Below are 13689 nucleotides of genomic sequence, written 5' to 3'. Positions count from 1 at the left end.
TCCCTCCGCTCGCTTCCCGGTGTACCTTCTGACTCCGGGAGGGTGACCAAGCGTCCCCTTCGGGTAGTCAGAAGTCGCGGCGTCGGATGCCGCGGCCCCGGGACATTCCCGGGGTTCCAGGCCATGGTCAGGAAGGGACGGGCCCGCAAGGGGTTCCGCATCGGATGGATCTCAAGCGATTTACACGTGGGCCACTGCTGTGGATCCTGGGCATCGTCGTGCTGCTCCTGCTCGTCACCCAGCTCTGGAGCGGCGGCGGCAACTTCAAGCAGGCCGACACGTCCACAGTCCTCCAGCAGATTCGCGCCGGCAATGTCAGCAACGCGAAGATCGTTGACAAGGATCAGCGGATCGAGCTGACGCTGATCAAGCCGATCACGGTCAGGCCGGGCGACACGGCGACCAACATGATCCAGTCTGACTGGGTCGCCGGTTACGGGCCGAAGCTGACGGAAGAGCTGCAGGCGCAGGTTCAGGCAGGCACGACCAAGAGCTTCACCACCGAGGTGCCCCAGGAGAACTTCCTGATCAGCATCCTGGTGAGCTTCCTGCCGATCGTCATCATCGTGCTCATCTTCCTGTTCATCATGAACCAGATGCAGGGCGGCGGCTCGAGGGTGATGAGCTTCGGCAAGTCCAAGGCCAAGCTGATCACCAAAGACACACCCAAGACCACCTTCTCCGACGTCGCGGGCGCGGACGAGGCCATCGAGGAGCTCCAGGAGATCAAGGAGTTCTTGCAGGCCCCGGCCAAGTTCCAGGCGATCGGTGCGAAGATCCCCAAGGGCGTGCTGCTGTACGGCCCGCCCGGCACCGGCAAGACGCTGCTCGCCCGCGCGGTCGCGGGTGAGGCCGGCGTGCCGTTCTACTCGATCTCCGGTTCCGACTTCGTCGAGATGTTCGTCGGCGTCGGCGCCTCTCGTGTTCGCGACCTGTTCGAGCAGGCGAAGGCGAACGCACCGGCGATCATCTTCATCGACGAGATCGACGCCGTCGGCCGGCACCGCGGCGCGGGCCTGGGCGGCGGCCACGACGAGCGCGAGCAGACGCTCAACCAGCTGCTCGTCGAGATGGACGGCTTCGACGTCAAGGGCGGCGTGATCCTCATCGCCGCCACGAACCGGCCCGACATCCTCGACCCGGCGCTGCTGCGTCCGGGCCGCTTCGACCGGCAGGTCACCGTCGACCGTCCCGACCTGGAGGGCCGCAAGGGCATCCTCAGGGTCCACGGCCGCGGCAAGCCGTTCGAGCCGGATGTCGACCTCGACGTCATCGCGCGGCGCACCCCCGGGTTCACCGGCGCCGACCTGGCCAACGTGATCAACGAGGCGGCGCTGCTCACCGCACGCGCCGACAAGAAGCTGATCTCGATGGACATCCTCGAGGAGTCGATCGACCGCGTCATGGCAGGGCCCGAGCGCAAGTCGCGGGTCATGTCCGACAAGGAAAAGAAGATGATCGCCTACCACGAGGGCGGTCATGCGTTGGTGGCGCACGCGCTGCCCAACTCCGACCCGGTCCACAAGATCACGATCCTGTCCCGTGGCCGCGCCCTGGGTTACACCATGACGCTGCCGATGGAGGACAAGTTCCTGGCCACCAGGTCCGAGATGATGGACCAGCTCGCGATGCTGATCGGCGGTCGCGCGGCGGAGGAGCTCGTCTTCCACGAGCCCACCACCGGCGCCTCCAACGACATCGAGAAGGCCACGTCGGTCGCCCGTCGCATGGTGACCGAATACGGCATGAGCGAGCAGCTCGGCGCCCGTAAGTTCGGCTCCGGGCAGGCCGAGGTCTTCCTGGGCCGCGAGATGGGCCACGAGCGCGACTACTCCGAGAAGATCGCTTCGACGATCGACGAGGAGGTCCGCCGGATGATCGAGACGGCGCACGACCAGGCGTGGGACATCCTGGTCGAATACCGCGACGTGCTCGACAACCTGGTGCTGCAGCTCATGGAGAAGGAGACGCTCTCCCGCGCTCAGGTGCTGGACATCTTCGCCTCGGTCGTGGTCAAGGAGCACCGCCCGTCCTACGCGGGTTACGGCAAGCGGCTCCCCTCGGACCGCCCGCCGATCCTGACCCCGAAGGAGCTGTCGTCCAACGGCTCGCTTACCGTGGGCCACCAGGACGCGCTGCCCTCTGGAGACGGTGCGTGAAGTCGCACGACGTAGACCTGGGCCGGATCGAGAAGGCCGTCCGCGAGATCCTGTACGCCATCGGCGAGGATCCCGACCGTGACGGCCTCCTCGACACCCCTTCCCGGGTGGCCCGGGCCTACGCCGAGCAGTTCTCCGGCCTCGGACAGACGCCGGAGGACGTGCTCAACAAGGTGTTCGACGTCGACCACGACGAGATGGTGCTCGTCAGGGACATCGAGGTCTACTCCACCTGCGAACACCACCTGGTGCCCTTCCACGGGGTGGCCCACGTGGGCTACATCCCCAACGAGCGCGGCCAGGTGACCGGGCTGTCCAAGCTGGCCCGCCTGGTGGACGTGTTCGCCCGCCGCCCGCAGGTGCAGGAGCGGATGACGTCGCAGATCGCCGACGCCCTGATGCGGGTGCTGGAGCCGCGCGGGGTGATCGTGGTGGTGGAGTGCGAGCACCTGTGCATGACCATGCGCGGGGTCCGCAAGCCGGGTGCCAAGACGGTGACGTCGGCGGTGCGCGGTGACTTCCGTACGAGTGACAAGACCCGCGCTGAGGCGATGGCGCTTATCCTGCACCGATAAAGCTGCACCGTTAAAGCTGCACGGATAAAGCTGCACCGATAAAGCGCGAGATGGCACGGATCGGATTGTTATTTTCGTGTGGGTACCCTCCACAGACCCCACCAACCACGACCGCCTAGGCTTGGGGCATGGTTGTCGGAGCTGGGGCGCGGTGCCTCGTCATGGGCGTGGTCAATGTCACGCCGGACTCGTTCTCCGACGGCGGCATGTGGTTCGACGAGGCGGCCGCGATCCGGCACGGTCTGGAGCTGGTAGGTGAGGGGGCCGACATCGTCGACGTGGGCGGTGAGTCCACCCGCCCCGGCGCCGCCAGGGTGCCGCTCGACGAGGAGCTGGCCCGCGTCGTGCCGGTGATCAGAGCGCTCAGCGCCGAGGGAGTGACGGTCAGCGTCGACACCATGCGGGCCGAGGTCGCCAAGGCCGCGGTGGAGGCGGGGGCGAGCCTGGTCAACGACGTGAGCGGCGGCCTGGCCGATCCGGCCATGCCCCGCGTGGTGGCCGCCACCGGCGTCGACTACGTGGTGATGCACTGGCGCGGCCACAGTCATGACATGGAGCGCCGGGCCGTCTACACCGACGTCGTGACCGAGGTGCGCGAGGAGCTCGCCAAGCGGGTCGACCTGGTGCTGGCCGAAGGCGTGGCCGAGCGGCAGATCGTGATCGACCCCGGGCTGGGCTTCGCGAAGAACCCCGCGCACAACTGGGCGCTGCTCGCCGGGATGGGGGAGCTGGCCGATCTGGGTTATCCGCTGCTGATCGGGGCCTCGCGCAAGCGGTTCCTGGGGCGGCTGCTCGCCGACGCCGACGGCACGCCGCGCCCGTTCAGCCGCAGCGACGACGCCACGGTGGCCGTGACGGCGCTGGCCGCGCACGCCGGCGCCTGGTGCGTACGAGTGCACGAAGTAGGTCCCAATGCCGATGCCGTGCGCGTGGCCGCCGCATGGAAGAGACCCGGAGCCAACACATGAGTGTCGACACCGCCGCGATCGAGACGGTCAACCAGGACTTCTATCTCGCGATCGAGGACGCCAACCTCGACAAGATGACCGAGATCTGGGCGGAGGACTCCGCCGACGAGCAGGTCAGCTGCGTGCATCCGGGCTGGACCCTGCTGTCCGGGCGGTCCGAGGTGCTGCGCTCCTGGGCGCTCATCATGGCCAACACCACCTACATCCAGTTCGTGCTGACCGACGTCAACACCACCGTGCTGGGCGACGTGGCCGTGCTCACCTGCGTCGAGAACATCCTCACCGCCGGCGAGGAGGGCGAGTCCAGCTTCGCCGCCGGCAAGGTGGTGGCCAGTAACGTCTACGTGCGCACGGCGCAGGGCTGGCGGCTGTGGATGCACCACGGTTCGCCGGTGCTCCAGGGTGACGACGACGAGGAGGAAGGCGAGCTTGAGGTCTGATCGCATCGCGCTGAAGGGCCTGCGGGCCCGGGGACGACACGGCGTGCTGGCAGCCGAGCGTGAGCTGGGGCAGGAGTTCGTGGTCGACGCGACGCTGTTCCTCGACACCGCGCCCGCCGCCGCCTCCGACGACCTCACCAAGACGGTCCACTATGGCGAGCTCGCCCAGGCGCTGGTCGGGGTCGTGGAAGGCGAGCCGGTCGAGCTGATCGAGACGCTCGCGCAGCGCCTCGCCGACGTCTGCCTGGCCGCCGGCCTGGTGGAGTCGGTCGAGGTGAGTGTGCACAAGCCCGCGGCACCGATCCCGCTGCCGTTCGACGACGTGGTCGTCACCATCCAACGGAGTCGCGAATGAACGTCGTGATCGAGGGGAGCAGCAGGTGAACGTCGTACTGTCTCTCGGCAGCAATCTCGGCCGGCGCTTCCAGACGTTGCAGGGCGCCATCGACACACTGTTCGACGCGCCGGGGCTGTCGTTCGTCGCGGCCTCGCCCGTCTACGAGACCGACCCGGTCGGCGGTCCCGCCGGGCAGCGCCCCTTCCTCAACGCGATCGTCATCGCCGAGACCACGCTCCAGCCGCGCGCGCTGCTGGAGCGGGCACAGAACGTCGAGAACGCCTTCGGGCGGGAGCGCAAGGAACGCTGGGGTCCGCGTACGCTCGACATCGACCTGATCACCGTGGGCGGCACGATCTCCGACGACCCCGACCTGAGGTTGCCGCATCCGCTCGCGCATGAGCGGGCCTTCGTCCTCGTCCCCTGGTCGGAGGTGGACCCGGACGGCGTGCTGCCCGGCCAGGGTCAGGTCGCCGACCTGCTCACGGACCTCGACCAGAGCGGCGTACGGCTGCGTGAGGATCTCAAGCTCCAGAGGCCGGATTGAGGCCCACCCGCCCCGGCCTGCTGGTCGGCATCATCGTGATCGTGGCGTTGATCTCCTGGATTGTGGTCCGGGAGTTCTACGCCGACCTCCCCATCGTGCCGTGGACCGCCATCCCCACCGTTCTGCTGCTGGCCATCGGTGAGGCTTACAGCGGGTGGGCGACGAAGGCCAGGATCGACCACAAACCTGACACCAAGCCGGTCGAGCCCCTGGCGGTGGCCCGGCTGGCGGCACTGGGCAAGGCGTCGGCCTACGTGGGGGCGGTGTTCGCGGGCTTCTTCGGCGGGTTCGCCCTGCACACGGTCCAGTTGTTCACCAGGGAGACGCCGCGGGCCGAGTTCTTCATCGCGACGGGCTCGCTGCTGGCGTTCGTGGTGCTGGTCTGCGCCGCCCTCTTCCTGGAGCACGCCTGCCGCATCCCGAAGGACCCGGAGGATCAGCGGCCCAGATAGTGCATGACCGCATGCTCGACTTCGGCGAGTTCGTCGCGGCCCAGGTAGTAGACAGGCTCTCCGTGGATGAAGCTGACGTCGATCGTGCGGATCTGGTCGACGAGCAGCTTGGTCCGCTGCCCGCCGAACTCCACCTCGGGGCGGAAGAGGGCGGCATGCGCGCTGGTGGAAGTGGGGATCACCGTGGCCACGCTCCACGACATGTCCGCGGGACTGAGCACGAGGCCGTAGCGGCGACCACGCTGCTCGTGTCCCCTCTTCGCGTCGCCTAGGTCGATTCGGTAGATGGCGCCGCGAATCACCAGGCGTCCTCTTCCTCGGACAGGTCCTCGTCGGCCAGCCGCTTGGCGTCGGCGCGTGCCTGCGTGAGCCAGACCTCCCGTTCGAGCAGGCGGAGCGCGCGCCGAATCACGTCGCTGGTCCGCTCGCCCTCCCGCATGGCGGCCTGGATGATGCGTTCGTCCTCGGGGGTGGCCCGGAACCCGATGTTCGCCATCATGTTTCCAGCCTAGCGGCCATGTTCAACGTTTGTCATGCACATGTTCGGCAGAGGCTCGTCGGCGGCTGAAGAGGTAGACGACCGGGAGGGTGCAGACCAGCGGGCCCAGGATGGCGAGCGGGCGCTCCAGCCACCATCTGAGGTCCGGTGGCACCTCGCCGCCGAGCGTGCCGAAGAACCACCACAGCAGGCCCAGCGCGATCGCCATACCGGTGGTGTGGAAGAGGAACAGCGGCAGGGCGAAGCGGTTGATGGTGTCGTTGACCCGGCGCCACCCGGGCTTCTCCAGGACCCGCTCCATCGACGGCCGCAACACCTCCACCAGCCCGATCTGGAAGAGCAGCAGCGCCACGATGACGAAGGTGGGCGGAGCCATGTTCGACCACTTGTCGCCGGGCACCCCGACCATCGAGCCCGGGTAGATGCCGGAGTAGACGAGGCCGAACAGGGCGAACAGCCCCGTCCACAGGATGCCCACGTCATAGCGCCGGGGCAGGATGACGACCCGGTCGTAGAAGAAGCCGGCCTGGTGGGCCAGCCCCCAGACAATGATCATGTTCAGCCAGCCGACCCACTCGACGCCGTACCGGAAGCGGATCACGTCGACCACCAGGGCGGCGCCGCCCAGCCAGATGAGCACCAGCACGTCGTAGTGGCGGTGCAGCCACAGCGCCACGGGCAGCAGCGCGATCAGCACCAGATAGACGCCGAGGAACCAGAGCGGGCTGAGCACGAGCAGCACCACCCGCCACATCCACTCGACGTGGAACACCCAGGTCACGACCGCGCCGATGGCGATCCACGCCCCCGCCAGCACGAGCGCGGGGGCGGACAGCGCGCGGATGCGCCGCCAGACGAACCGGCCGATCCCGACGCCGCGGGCCTGGGCGCGGTTCCACGACAGCAGGTGGACGTGGCCGCCGACGTAGAAGAAGAGCGGCAGCACCTGAAGCAGCCAGGTGAGTATCCACAGCCCCGAGGTGAAGCCCAGCGGGCTGGTCGGCTCGGGACCCTCCGGCTTCCACTGCAGGATGGTGAACGCCCAGTGCCACACCACCACGACGATCAGGCTGAGGGCGCGCAGCCAGTCGACGTATTTGTCTCGCTGGGGAGTCACGACGCCGGTCACTTGTCGATGTCACCCACAACGAAGAACATCGAGCCGAGAATCGCCACCATGTCGGCCACGAGGTGCCCCGGCAGCATCTCCCGGAGCACCTGGATGTTGCTGTAGGAGGCGGAGCGCAGCTTGAGCCGCCATGGGGTCTTGTCTCCCTTGGACACGAGGTAGTAGCCGTTGATGCCGAGTGGGTTCTCGGTCCAGGCGTAGGTGTGCCCCTCCGGCACCTTCAGCACCTTGGGCAGCCGCTGGTTGATGGGGCCCGGCGGCAGCGAGCGCAGCCGTTCGACGCAGGCGTCGGCCAGCTCCAGCGAGACCTTGAGCTGCTCGAGCAGGATCTCGAAGCGGGCGTGGCAGTCGCCCGCGGTGCGCGTGACGACCTTCACCGGCAGCTCGGGATAGGCGAGGTACGGCTGGTCGCGGCGCAGGTCGATGTCGACGCCGGAGGCGCGGGCGATGGGGCCGCTCACGCCGTACTGCAGGACCTGCTCGCGGGACAGGACGCCGACGCCCTTGGTGCGGGCGAGGAAGATCTCGTTGTTCAGGATGAGGTCCTCGATGTCCGGCACGCGGCGCCGGGTCTCGGCGACGGTCTCCGACACCCGATCGAGCCAGCCGAGCGGCAGGTCCTCCTTCAGCCCGCCGACCCGGTTGAACATGTAGTGCATCCGGCCGCCGGAGATCTCCTCCATCACGGCCTGGATGCGCTCGCGCTCGTTGAAGGCGTAGAAGATCGGCGTGATCGCGCCCAGCTCCAGCGGGTACGAGCCGAGGAACATCAGGTGGCTCAGCACCCGGTTGAGCTCGGCCAGCAGCGTACGCGCCCAGACGGCCCGGACCGGCACCTCCATGCCCAGCATGCGCTCGGCGGCCAGGACCACGCCCAGCTCGTTGGCGAACCCCGCCAGCCAGTCGTGCCGGTTGGCCAGCATGATGATCTGCCGGAAGTCGCGGACCTCGAACAGCTTCTCCGCGCCCCGGTGCATGTAGCCGATGATCGGCTCGGCCGTGGCGATGCGCTCGCCGTCGAGGGTGAGCCGCAGCCTGAGCACGCCGTGCGTCGACGGGTGCTGTGGGCCGATATTGAGGATCATGTCCTCGGTGGCCAGCTCTTTCGCCCCGACGCCGATCCCGACCACGCGTTCCGTCATATGGCAATGCTGCCACCAGCAGTGGTGGTGATCCAGCACAGGACAGGGTCAAGGAACGTTATGCCAGCGCATTCCGCCTACGGGACAGGGGAGGAATACCGGGAACGGGGGGAGATATACCGTGCAAAGAATTGGTTTTGATCTGGCCGCCCTGATCGCGCGAGTCGCGATCGGTGTGATCTTCGTGACCCACGGGTGGCAGAAGTTGCAGGGCGGGGTGCCGGCCACGGCCGCCGCCTTCGCTCAGATCGGCGTGCCGATGCCGCAGCTGTCGGCCTTGTTCGCCATCGTCGTGGAGAGCGTCGGCGGGGCTCTGCTGATCATCGGCCTGCTGGTCCGGCTGGCGGCGCTCGGGCTGCTGATCGACATGCTGGGCGCGATCATGTTCGTCCACGGCGGGCACGGCGTCATGGTGCAGTACGGCGGCTGGGAGCTCGCCGGCGCGCTGGGCGTGGTCTGCCTGCTGCTCGTGGCGCTGGGCGGCGGCCGCATCGGGATCGACGGCATCCTGCACGGCACGTACCGGCGGCGCGCCGAGCGCCGCGCGGCCGAGCAGGATCTCGCCGGTCACGCCCCGCCCACCGCCATCAGACCGGAGGCGGACGACACCACGCCCATGTTCGCGCGACCGGCCGGCCGGGACGGTGACATGAGGAACCTCGATGACGCCGTCGCCGACGAGCCGTCGCACAGACGCCCACCAAGCGGCTGACCTCAGCGGGCGGCGAGGTCGCGGAGTGCGTCGACGAGGCGGTCCACGTGCTCCTCCGTGGTGCCGATGCCGATCGAGGCACGCACCGCGGACGCCGTGTCGTCCTCGCATCCGCCGTCCGCTGTGCCGAGCAGGTGCCGTACGAAGGGGTGCGCGCAGAACTTGCCGTCACGCACGCCGATCCCGTACTCGCCGGACAGCACCTCGGCCACCTCACGCGCCGAGTGCCCGTCCACGACGAACGAGACGATGCCCACGCGCGGCTGGTCCGGCCCCCAGAGCGACAGCTCGCGCACGCCCTCGATCGTGGCCAGCCCGGCCCGGAGCCGGGCGATCAGCCGCTCCTCCTCGCGCACCAGCGCGGTCCAGCCGGTCGCGCTGAGCGCGTCACAGGCGGCGGCCAAGGCGATGGCGCCCAGCACGTTGGGGGTGCCCGCCTCGTGCCGCGGCTCGGCGTCGTCGTGCCACTCGATGCCTTCCTGGACATCCGCGGCGACCGAACGCACCGCGCCGCCGCCCTTCAGGTACGGCTCGCCGGCCGTGAGCCAGTCACGGCGGCCGATCAGCACCCCGGCGCCGAAGGGGGCGTAGAGCTTGTGCCCGGAGAAGGCGACGTAGTCGAGGTCGAGCGCGGTCAGGTTGAGCCGCCGGTGCGGCACCAACTGGGCGGCGTCCACCAGGATCCGGGCGCCGTGGCGGTGCGCGATGTGCGCCAGGGCGGCGATCGGCCAGAGCTCGCCGGTGACGTTCGAGGCGGCGGTGACGACCAGCAGCTTGGGGCCGTCGATCCCGGCCAGTGCCTCGTCGGCCGCGCGGACGGCCGCACCGGGGAAGGCGGGCGGCGCCAGCCGTACGGACCGCTTCCAGGGCAGGAGCGAGGCGTGGTGCTCGGTGTCGAAGACGACCGCGGTCGTGCCCTCGGGCAGGGAGCGGGCCAGCAGGTTCGTGGCGTCGGTGGTGTTGCGGGTGAAGATCACGGCATCGTCGGGGCGGGCGCCGACGAAGGCCCTGACCGTGTGGCGGGCCTGCTCGTAGCGGGCGGTGGTGAGCTGGGAAGCGTACCCCGCGCCGCGGTGCACGCTGGAGTAGGCCGGGAGCGCGGCGGTGACGGCGGCGCTGACCGGCTCCAGACAGGGGGCGCTCGCCGCGTAGTCGAGGTTCGCGTACGTCACGAGCCGGCCGCCCTTGACCGGGACCTCCAGATCGGCGCCGAGCACGGCGGGGATCGGGCGGCTGTGCCCGACCGGCGTCTCAGTGGCCTGGGCGGGCAGGGAGCTGAAAATCGTCAAAGTGGACATGGCGCACCTCCTGGGGACATCGGACCCCTGGAGCGCCCAGTGAGCCCGCGCTTGCCCGCCACACCTCGTGACGGACCAGGTCTTCACCCGGGGCACCCCGCCGCGGACGCGAGGGTTGCCGGCCAGCAAGCCGGGGCTGTGCGCTGGCACTCATGACCTACACCCGCACTATAACCGACACTCGGCCATCAATCACAACGGCGAACTTCTGCGGCCGTTGCCTCGTTGGTACCTGAAACCCCTGCTGTGAGGAGTACTAATGCTGGACTGGGTGACTGACCCTCAGATCTGGATCGGGTTTTTCACCCTGGTCGCACTGGAGATCGTGCTCGGCATCGACAACATCATCTTCATCTCCATCCTGGCCGGGAAGCTGCCGCCGGAGCAGCGTGACAGGGCCCGCGTCATGGGCCTGGGCGCGGCGCTGATCAGCCGGCTGCTCCTGCTGCTGGCGTTGTCGTGGGTGGTGCGGCTGACCGCGCCGCTGTTCGAGGTCTTCGGCCACGAGATATCGGGGCGCGATCTGATCCTGCTGCTGGGCGGGCTGTTCCTGCTGGCCAAGAGCGTCACCGAGATCGGGCACAGCATGGAGCTGAAGGAGGAGGACGGCAAGACGCGGGCCGTCACGTCGTTCGCCTCGGTGATCGCGCAGATCATGGTGCTGGACGTGGTGTTCTCGCTCGACTCGGTGATCACCGCCGTGGGCATGGTGGACGAGCTCGGCGTGATGATCGCCGCGGTGATCGTGGCGGTGTTGGTCATGCTGTTCGCGTCGGGGCCGATCAGCAGGTTCGTGGACAAGCATCCGAGCATCAAGATGCTGGCTCTGGCGTTCCTGGTGCTGATCGGGGTGGTGCTCATCGCTGAGGGGCTCGGCCAGCACATCTCGAAGGGCTACATCTACTTCGCGATGGCCTTCTCGGTCGTCGTGGAGCTGCTCAACATCCGGATGCGCGGCAGGCATGCCAAGCAAGCCTCCTCATAAGATGAAATAGTGCGCTTCGACCCCTGGAATCCGGATTTTGTCGCCTATCCGTACGGCGCCTACGCGGCGCTGAGGCGTGATGCGCCCGTCAGCTACTTCGAGCCGACGGGACAGTGGCTGATCTCCCGGCACGCGGACGTGAACGCGCTGCTCAGAGACCGCCGCCTGGGCCGCTCCTACCTGCACGTGGCCACGCACGAGGAGTTCGGCAGGCCGGCCGAACCGGAGTTCCAGGAGCCGTTCTGGCGGGTGATCAGGGCGGGCATGCTCGACGTCGAGCCGCCGGTGCACACCAGGCTGCGCCGCCTGGTCTCCAAGGCGTTCACGCCGCGCATGGTCGAGTCGCTGCGCCCCCGGGTCAGGTCGATCGCGGAGGGCCTGGTCGGCGCGTACGTCGAGAAGGGCGGCGGCGACCTGATAGCCGAGGTGGCCGAGCCGCTGCCGGTGACCGTCATCGCGGAGATGCTCGGCGTGCCCGAGGCGGACCGGCACCTGCTGCGCCCCTGGTCGGCCGACATCTGCCGGATGTACGAGCTGAACCCGAGCCTGGAGTCGCAGCACGTGGCCGCCAACGCGGCGGCGGAGTTCGCCGCCTACCTCGCGGACCTGGCGCGCGAGCGCGCCGTGCGGCCGGGCGACGACCTGATCAGCGCGCTCTCGGCGATCGACGAGCTCACCGAGGACGAGCTGGTCGGCACCTGCGTGCTGCTGCTCAACGCCGGTCACGAGGCGACCGTGAACGTGACCGGCAACGGCTGGTGGTCCCTGTTCCGGAACCCCGCCGAGCTGGCCCGGCTGCGCGCGGACCGGAGCCTGCTGCCCACGGCCGTCGAGGAGCTGATGCGCTGGGACACCCCGCTGCAGATGTTCGAGCGGTGGGTGCTGGAGGACATCGAGGTGCACGGGGTCGAGATCCCGCGCGGGGCCGAGGTGGCGCTGCTGTTCGGCTCGGCCAACCGGGACGAGACGGTGTTCGACGACCCGGACCGGCTCGACGTCGGGCGGCCGGAGAACCCGCACATCTCGTTCGGGGCGGGGATCCACTTCTGCCTCGGTGCCCCGTTGGCCCGCATCGAACTGATCGAGTCGTTCGGCGCCCTGCTGGAGCGGGCGCCGAAGCTGGAGCTCGTCAGCGAGCCGGAGTGGAAGCCGGGCTATGTCATCCGCGGCCTGGAGTCCCTCGACCTCACGACCGGCTAGCCCCCCGGGCGAGCCGTCCGAACAGGCGGGGTCAGCGGTCCTGGGTGAGCCAGCCGAAGCCGCCGAGACCCTTCGCGTCGATCAGCTCGCCCTCCTCCGAGGCCCGGGCCAGGGCCTGGAGATAGCCCGGCGGATCGATGTGCGCGAGGTCGATGGGCGGACGTGTGCCGGTGACCCCCAGAGCCCCTAGCGCATCACGCTGTGTGGACAAGCCTGTGGATATCGCACCGGCCCGCCGACCGGCCTCGGCGCACGCGTCGAGCGCCACGTGCGCGGTGATGTCGCAGGTCCCGTCGGGTATGGCGGCCACGACCGCACCGTCGCGGTACCCGGTGAGCGTGCCGTGACAGGGGCGGTTATCCACAGGGTGTGCATAATCAATGGCCACCGCGCGCCCCCTGCTGAGCCGGGTCAGAACCGCCCCCCAGGCGGCGTCCCGAGGGCACCCGATCTCCCCCCGCGAACCGATGCGGCCCAGCGGCCACCACCGGTCGAGCCAGGCGCGGTCGGTGCCGAGCACCGGGTCGCCCAGCCGTTCCTCACCCGTCTTGGTCTCGACCAGAACCAGCCGCGGCCCCTCGGCCGTCTGCTCCGCCACGTCGAGCGGGATGTTGTCCAGCCACTCGTTGGCGATCGCCAGCCCAGTGATGCCGTACGGGATCCGGGAGCGCCAGGCGATGCTCTCGGGCAGGCCGTCGGGCCGGGGCGAGAGGTCGACGGCGGTGATGTTGAGCCGGGCGCGCAGCGCGGGGTCGGCGGCGTCGAGCACGCGGGCGACCAGGACGCCCTCTCCCGCGCCGATGTCGACCAGGTCGAGGCGGTCCGGCGCGCCGAGCTCGGCGTCGACCTGGGTCAGCAGCGCCAGAACCGCCTCGGCGAAGGCGGCCGAGGCGCTGACCGAAGTACGGAAGTGGCCCGAAGGGCGCTCGCGAAGGTAGAAACCGTCCTCGTCATAAAGCGCGTGCCGCATAGCGGCGCGCCAGGTGAGCCACATGCCCTGGACTATCTCATGGCTCGCCGAAATCAGGACCTGGCCGGCCAAGTCCACACCTCCAAGAGGCTCGCATTTCTACGCGGGCGTCGGGTCGCAGACTCGGCGCCCGCCACCAATGCGATGACCCCTCTCCTCATCTCTTCCGACAGGGGGTGCACGCTTTTGTATGCCCTTGTCCCATTTGTCGGTAACTCAACATGCAGCAAAGGCCTGGTCACGTACGTAGTCTCGTACGGCCGTTACGCTGGGCGG

At 68.8% G+C, this 13689-nt stretch carries 16 protein-coding genes and 1 riboswitch; of the genes, 10 read left to right on the top strand and 6 right to left on the bottom strand.

What is annotated here, in order from left to right:
• Positions 1–164 precede the first annotated feature (164 nt).
• The 7 genes from ftsH to KLK06_RS45465 all read left to right on the top strand — a co-directional run bounded on the left by ftsH (position 165) and on the right by KLK06_RS45465 (position 5478).
• On the top strand, positions 165–2159 hold the full coding sequence (gene ftsH, locus KLK06_RS45495) for an ATP-dependent zinc metalloprotease FtsH (RefSeq protein WP_214641973.1): 1995 nt from the start codon (positions 165–167) through the stop codon (positions 2157–2159).
• Entirely contained in the window at positions 2156–2734 is a 579-nt protein-coding gene (gene folE, locus KLK06_RS45490) for a GTP cyclohydrolase I FolE (RefSeq protein WP_214641972.1), read from the top strand. The genes ftsH and folE overlap by 4 nt, the downstream gene beginning before the upstream one ends.
• 161 nt (positions 2735–2895) lie before the next feature.
• On the top strand, positions 2896–3702 hold the full coding sequence (folP, locus tag KLK06_RS45485; protein ID WP_214642057.1) for a dihydropteroate synthase: 807 nt from the start codon (positions 2896–2898) through the stop codon (positions 3700–3702).
• Positions 3699–4142, top strand: a complete 444-nt coding sequence (locus KLK06_RS45480) for a nuclear transport factor 2 family protein (protein WP_214641971.1) — start codon at positions 3699–3701, stop codon at positions 4140–4142. Before folP ends, KLK06_RS45480 begins: the two co-directional genes overlap by 4 nt.
• A complete protein-coding gene (gene folB / locus KLK06_RS45475; protein ID WP_214641970.1) occupies positions 4132–4497 on the top strand; it encodes a dihydroneopterin aldolase in 366 nt (121 codons plus the stop codon). Before KLK06_RS45480 ends, folB begins: the two co-directional genes overlap by 11 nt.
• 25 nt (positions 4498–4522) lie before the next feature.
• Positions 4523–5026, top strand: a complete 504-nt coding sequence (gene folK, locus KLK06_RS45470; protein ID WP_214641969.1) for a 2-amino-4-hydroxy-6-hydroxymethyldihydropteridine diphosphokinase — start codon at positions 4523–4525, stop codon at positions 5024–5026.
• Positions 5023–5478: a DUF3180 domain-containing protein gene (locus KLK06_RS45465; RefSeq protein ID WP_214641968.1), complete on the top strand. Its 456-nt coding sequence runs from the start codon at positions 5023–5025 to the stop codon at positions 5476–5478. Before folK ends, KLK06_RS45465 begins: the two co-directional genes overlap by 4 nt.
• On the opposite strand, the gene KLK06_RS45460 is transcribed toward KLK06_RS45465, so the two are convergent.
• From KLK06_RS45460 to KLK06_RS45445, 4 genes are read right to left on the bottom strand one after another with little or no spacing between them, the layout of a single operon-like run.
• Positions 5463–5780 carry a type II toxin-antitoxin system PemK/MazF family toxin gene (locus tag KLK06_RS45460; RefSeq protein WP_308168740.1) on the bottom strand — a complete coding sequence of 106 codons (318 nt, stop codon included), beginning with the start codon at positions 5778–5780 and terminating at the stop codon, positions 5463–5465. The two genes, KLK06_RS45465 and KLK06_RS45460, sit on opposite strands and share 16 nt — an antisense overlap.
• On the bottom strand, positions 5777–5977 hold the full coding sequence (locus tag KLK06_RS45455) for a hypothetical protein (protein WP_214641967.1): 201 nt from the start codon (positions 5975–5977) through the stop codon (positions 5777–5779). The genes KLK06_RS45460 and KLK06_RS45455 overlap by 4 nt, the downstream gene beginning before the upstream one ends.
• A gap of 22 nt (positions 5978–5999) precedes the next feature.
• Complete coding sequence (locus tag KLK06_RS45450) at positions 6000–7106, bottom strand: acyltransferase (protein WP_214641966.1); 1107 nt, start codon at positions 7104–7106, stop codon at positions 6000–6002.
• Positions 7103–8248, bottom strand: a complete 1146-nt coding sequence (locus KLK06_RS45445; protein WP_214641965.1) for an NADH-quinone oxidoreductase subunit D — start codon at positions 8246–8248, stop codon at positions 7103–7105. The genes KLK06_RS45450 and KLK06_RS45445 overlap by 4 nt, the downstream gene beginning before the upstream one ends.
• Before the next feature lie 121 nt (positions 8249–8369).
• On the opposite strand from KLK06_RS45445, the gene KLK06_RS45440 reads away from it, so the two are divergent.
• Positions 8370–8960, top strand: a complete 591-nt coding sequence (locus KLK06_RS45440) for a DoxX family protein (RefSeq protein WP_214641964.1) — start codon at positions 8370–8372, stop codon at positions 8958–8960.
• A 2-nt stretch (positions 8961–8962) separates the two neighbouring features.
• On the opposite strand, the gene KLK06_RS45435 is transcribed toward KLK06_RS45440, so the two are convergent.
• Positions 8963–10258: an aminotransferase class V-fold PLP-dependent enzyme gene (locus KLK06_RS45435; protein WP_214641963.1), complete on the bottom strand. Its 1296-nt coding sequence runs from the start codon at positions 10256–10258 to the stop codon at positions 8963–8965.
• 42 nt (positions 10259–10300) lie between these two features.
• A riboswitch (SAM riboswitch) is annotated at positions 10301–10416 on the bottom strand.
• 101 nt (positions 10417–10517) lie between these two features.
• Here KLK06_RS45435 and KLK06_RS45430 point away from each other — a divergent pair.
• Positions 10518–11243, top strand: coding sequence for a TerC family protein (locus KLK06_RS45430; RefSeq protein WP_214641962.1), 726 nt, complete (start codon positions 10518–10520; stop codon positions 11241–11243).
• A gap of 9 nt (positions 11244–11252) precedes the next feature.
• Positions 11253–12443 carry a cytochrome P450 gene (locus tag KLK06_RS45425; protein ID WP_214641961.1) on the top strand — a complete coding sequence of 397 codons (1191 nt, stop codon included), beginning with the start codon at positions 11253–11255 and terminating at the stop codon, positions 12441–12443.
• Positions 12444–12474: 31 nt separating this feature from the next.
• Here KLK06_RS45425 and KLK06_RS45420 read toward each other — a convergent pair whose 3' ends face one another.
• The gene (locus tag KLK06_RS45420; RefSeq protein ID WP_214641960.1) at positions 12475–13437 is read right to left on the bottom strand and encodes an SAM-dependent methyltransferase; all 963 of its coding nucleotides are present in this window, start codon (positions 13435–13437) and stop codon (positions 12475–12477) included.
• Positions 13438–13689 lie beyond the last annotated feature (252 nt).

The sequence above is a fragment of the Nonomuraea sp. NEAU-A123 genome (genome assembly GCF_018603905.1).
In the GTDB taxonomy this organism is placed as follows: domain Bacteria; phylum Actinomycetota; class Actinomycetes; order Streptosporangiales; family Streptosporangiaceae; genus Nonomuraea.
The sequence above is the reverse complement of the archived record's forward strand: the minus strand, read 5'-3'. Positions and strand labels throughout refer to the sequence as shown.

Excerpts from the sequence above, each read along its gene's own strand:
- KLK06_RS45430 (WP_214641962.1), top strand. The coding sequence starts at position 10,518 with ATGCTGGACTGGGTGACTGACCCTCAGATCTGGATCGGGTTTTTCACC.
- KLK06_RS45455 (WP_214641967.1), bottom strand. The coding sequence starts at position 5,977 with ATGATGGCGAACATCGGGTTCCGGGCCACCCCCGAGGACGAACGCATC.
- folP (WP_214642057.1), top strand. The coding sequence starts at position 2,896 with ATGGGCGTGGTCAATGTCACGCCGGACTCGTTCTCCGACGGCGGCATG.
- KLK06_RS45420 (WP_214641960.1), bottom strand. The coding sequence starts at position 13,437 with ATGTGGCTCACCTGGCGCGCCGCTATGCGGCACGCGCTTTATGACGAG.
- KLK06_RS45445 (WP_214641965.1), bottom strand. The coding sequence starts at position 8,248 with ATGACGGAACGCGTGGTCGGGATCGGCGTCGGGGCGAAAGAGCTGGCC.
- KLK06_RS45480 (WP_214641971.1), top strand. The coding sequence starts at position 3,699 with ATGAGTGTCGACACCGCCGCGATCGAGACGGTCAACCAGGACTTCTAT.
- ftsH (WP_214641973.1), top strand. The coding sequence starts at position 165 with ATGGATCTCAAGCGATTTACACGTGGGCCACTGCTGTGGATCCTGGGC.
- KLK06_RS45435 (WP_214641963.1), bottom strand. The coding sequence starts at position 10,258 with ATGTCCACTTTGACGATTTTCAGCTCCCTGCCCGCCCAGGCCACTGAG.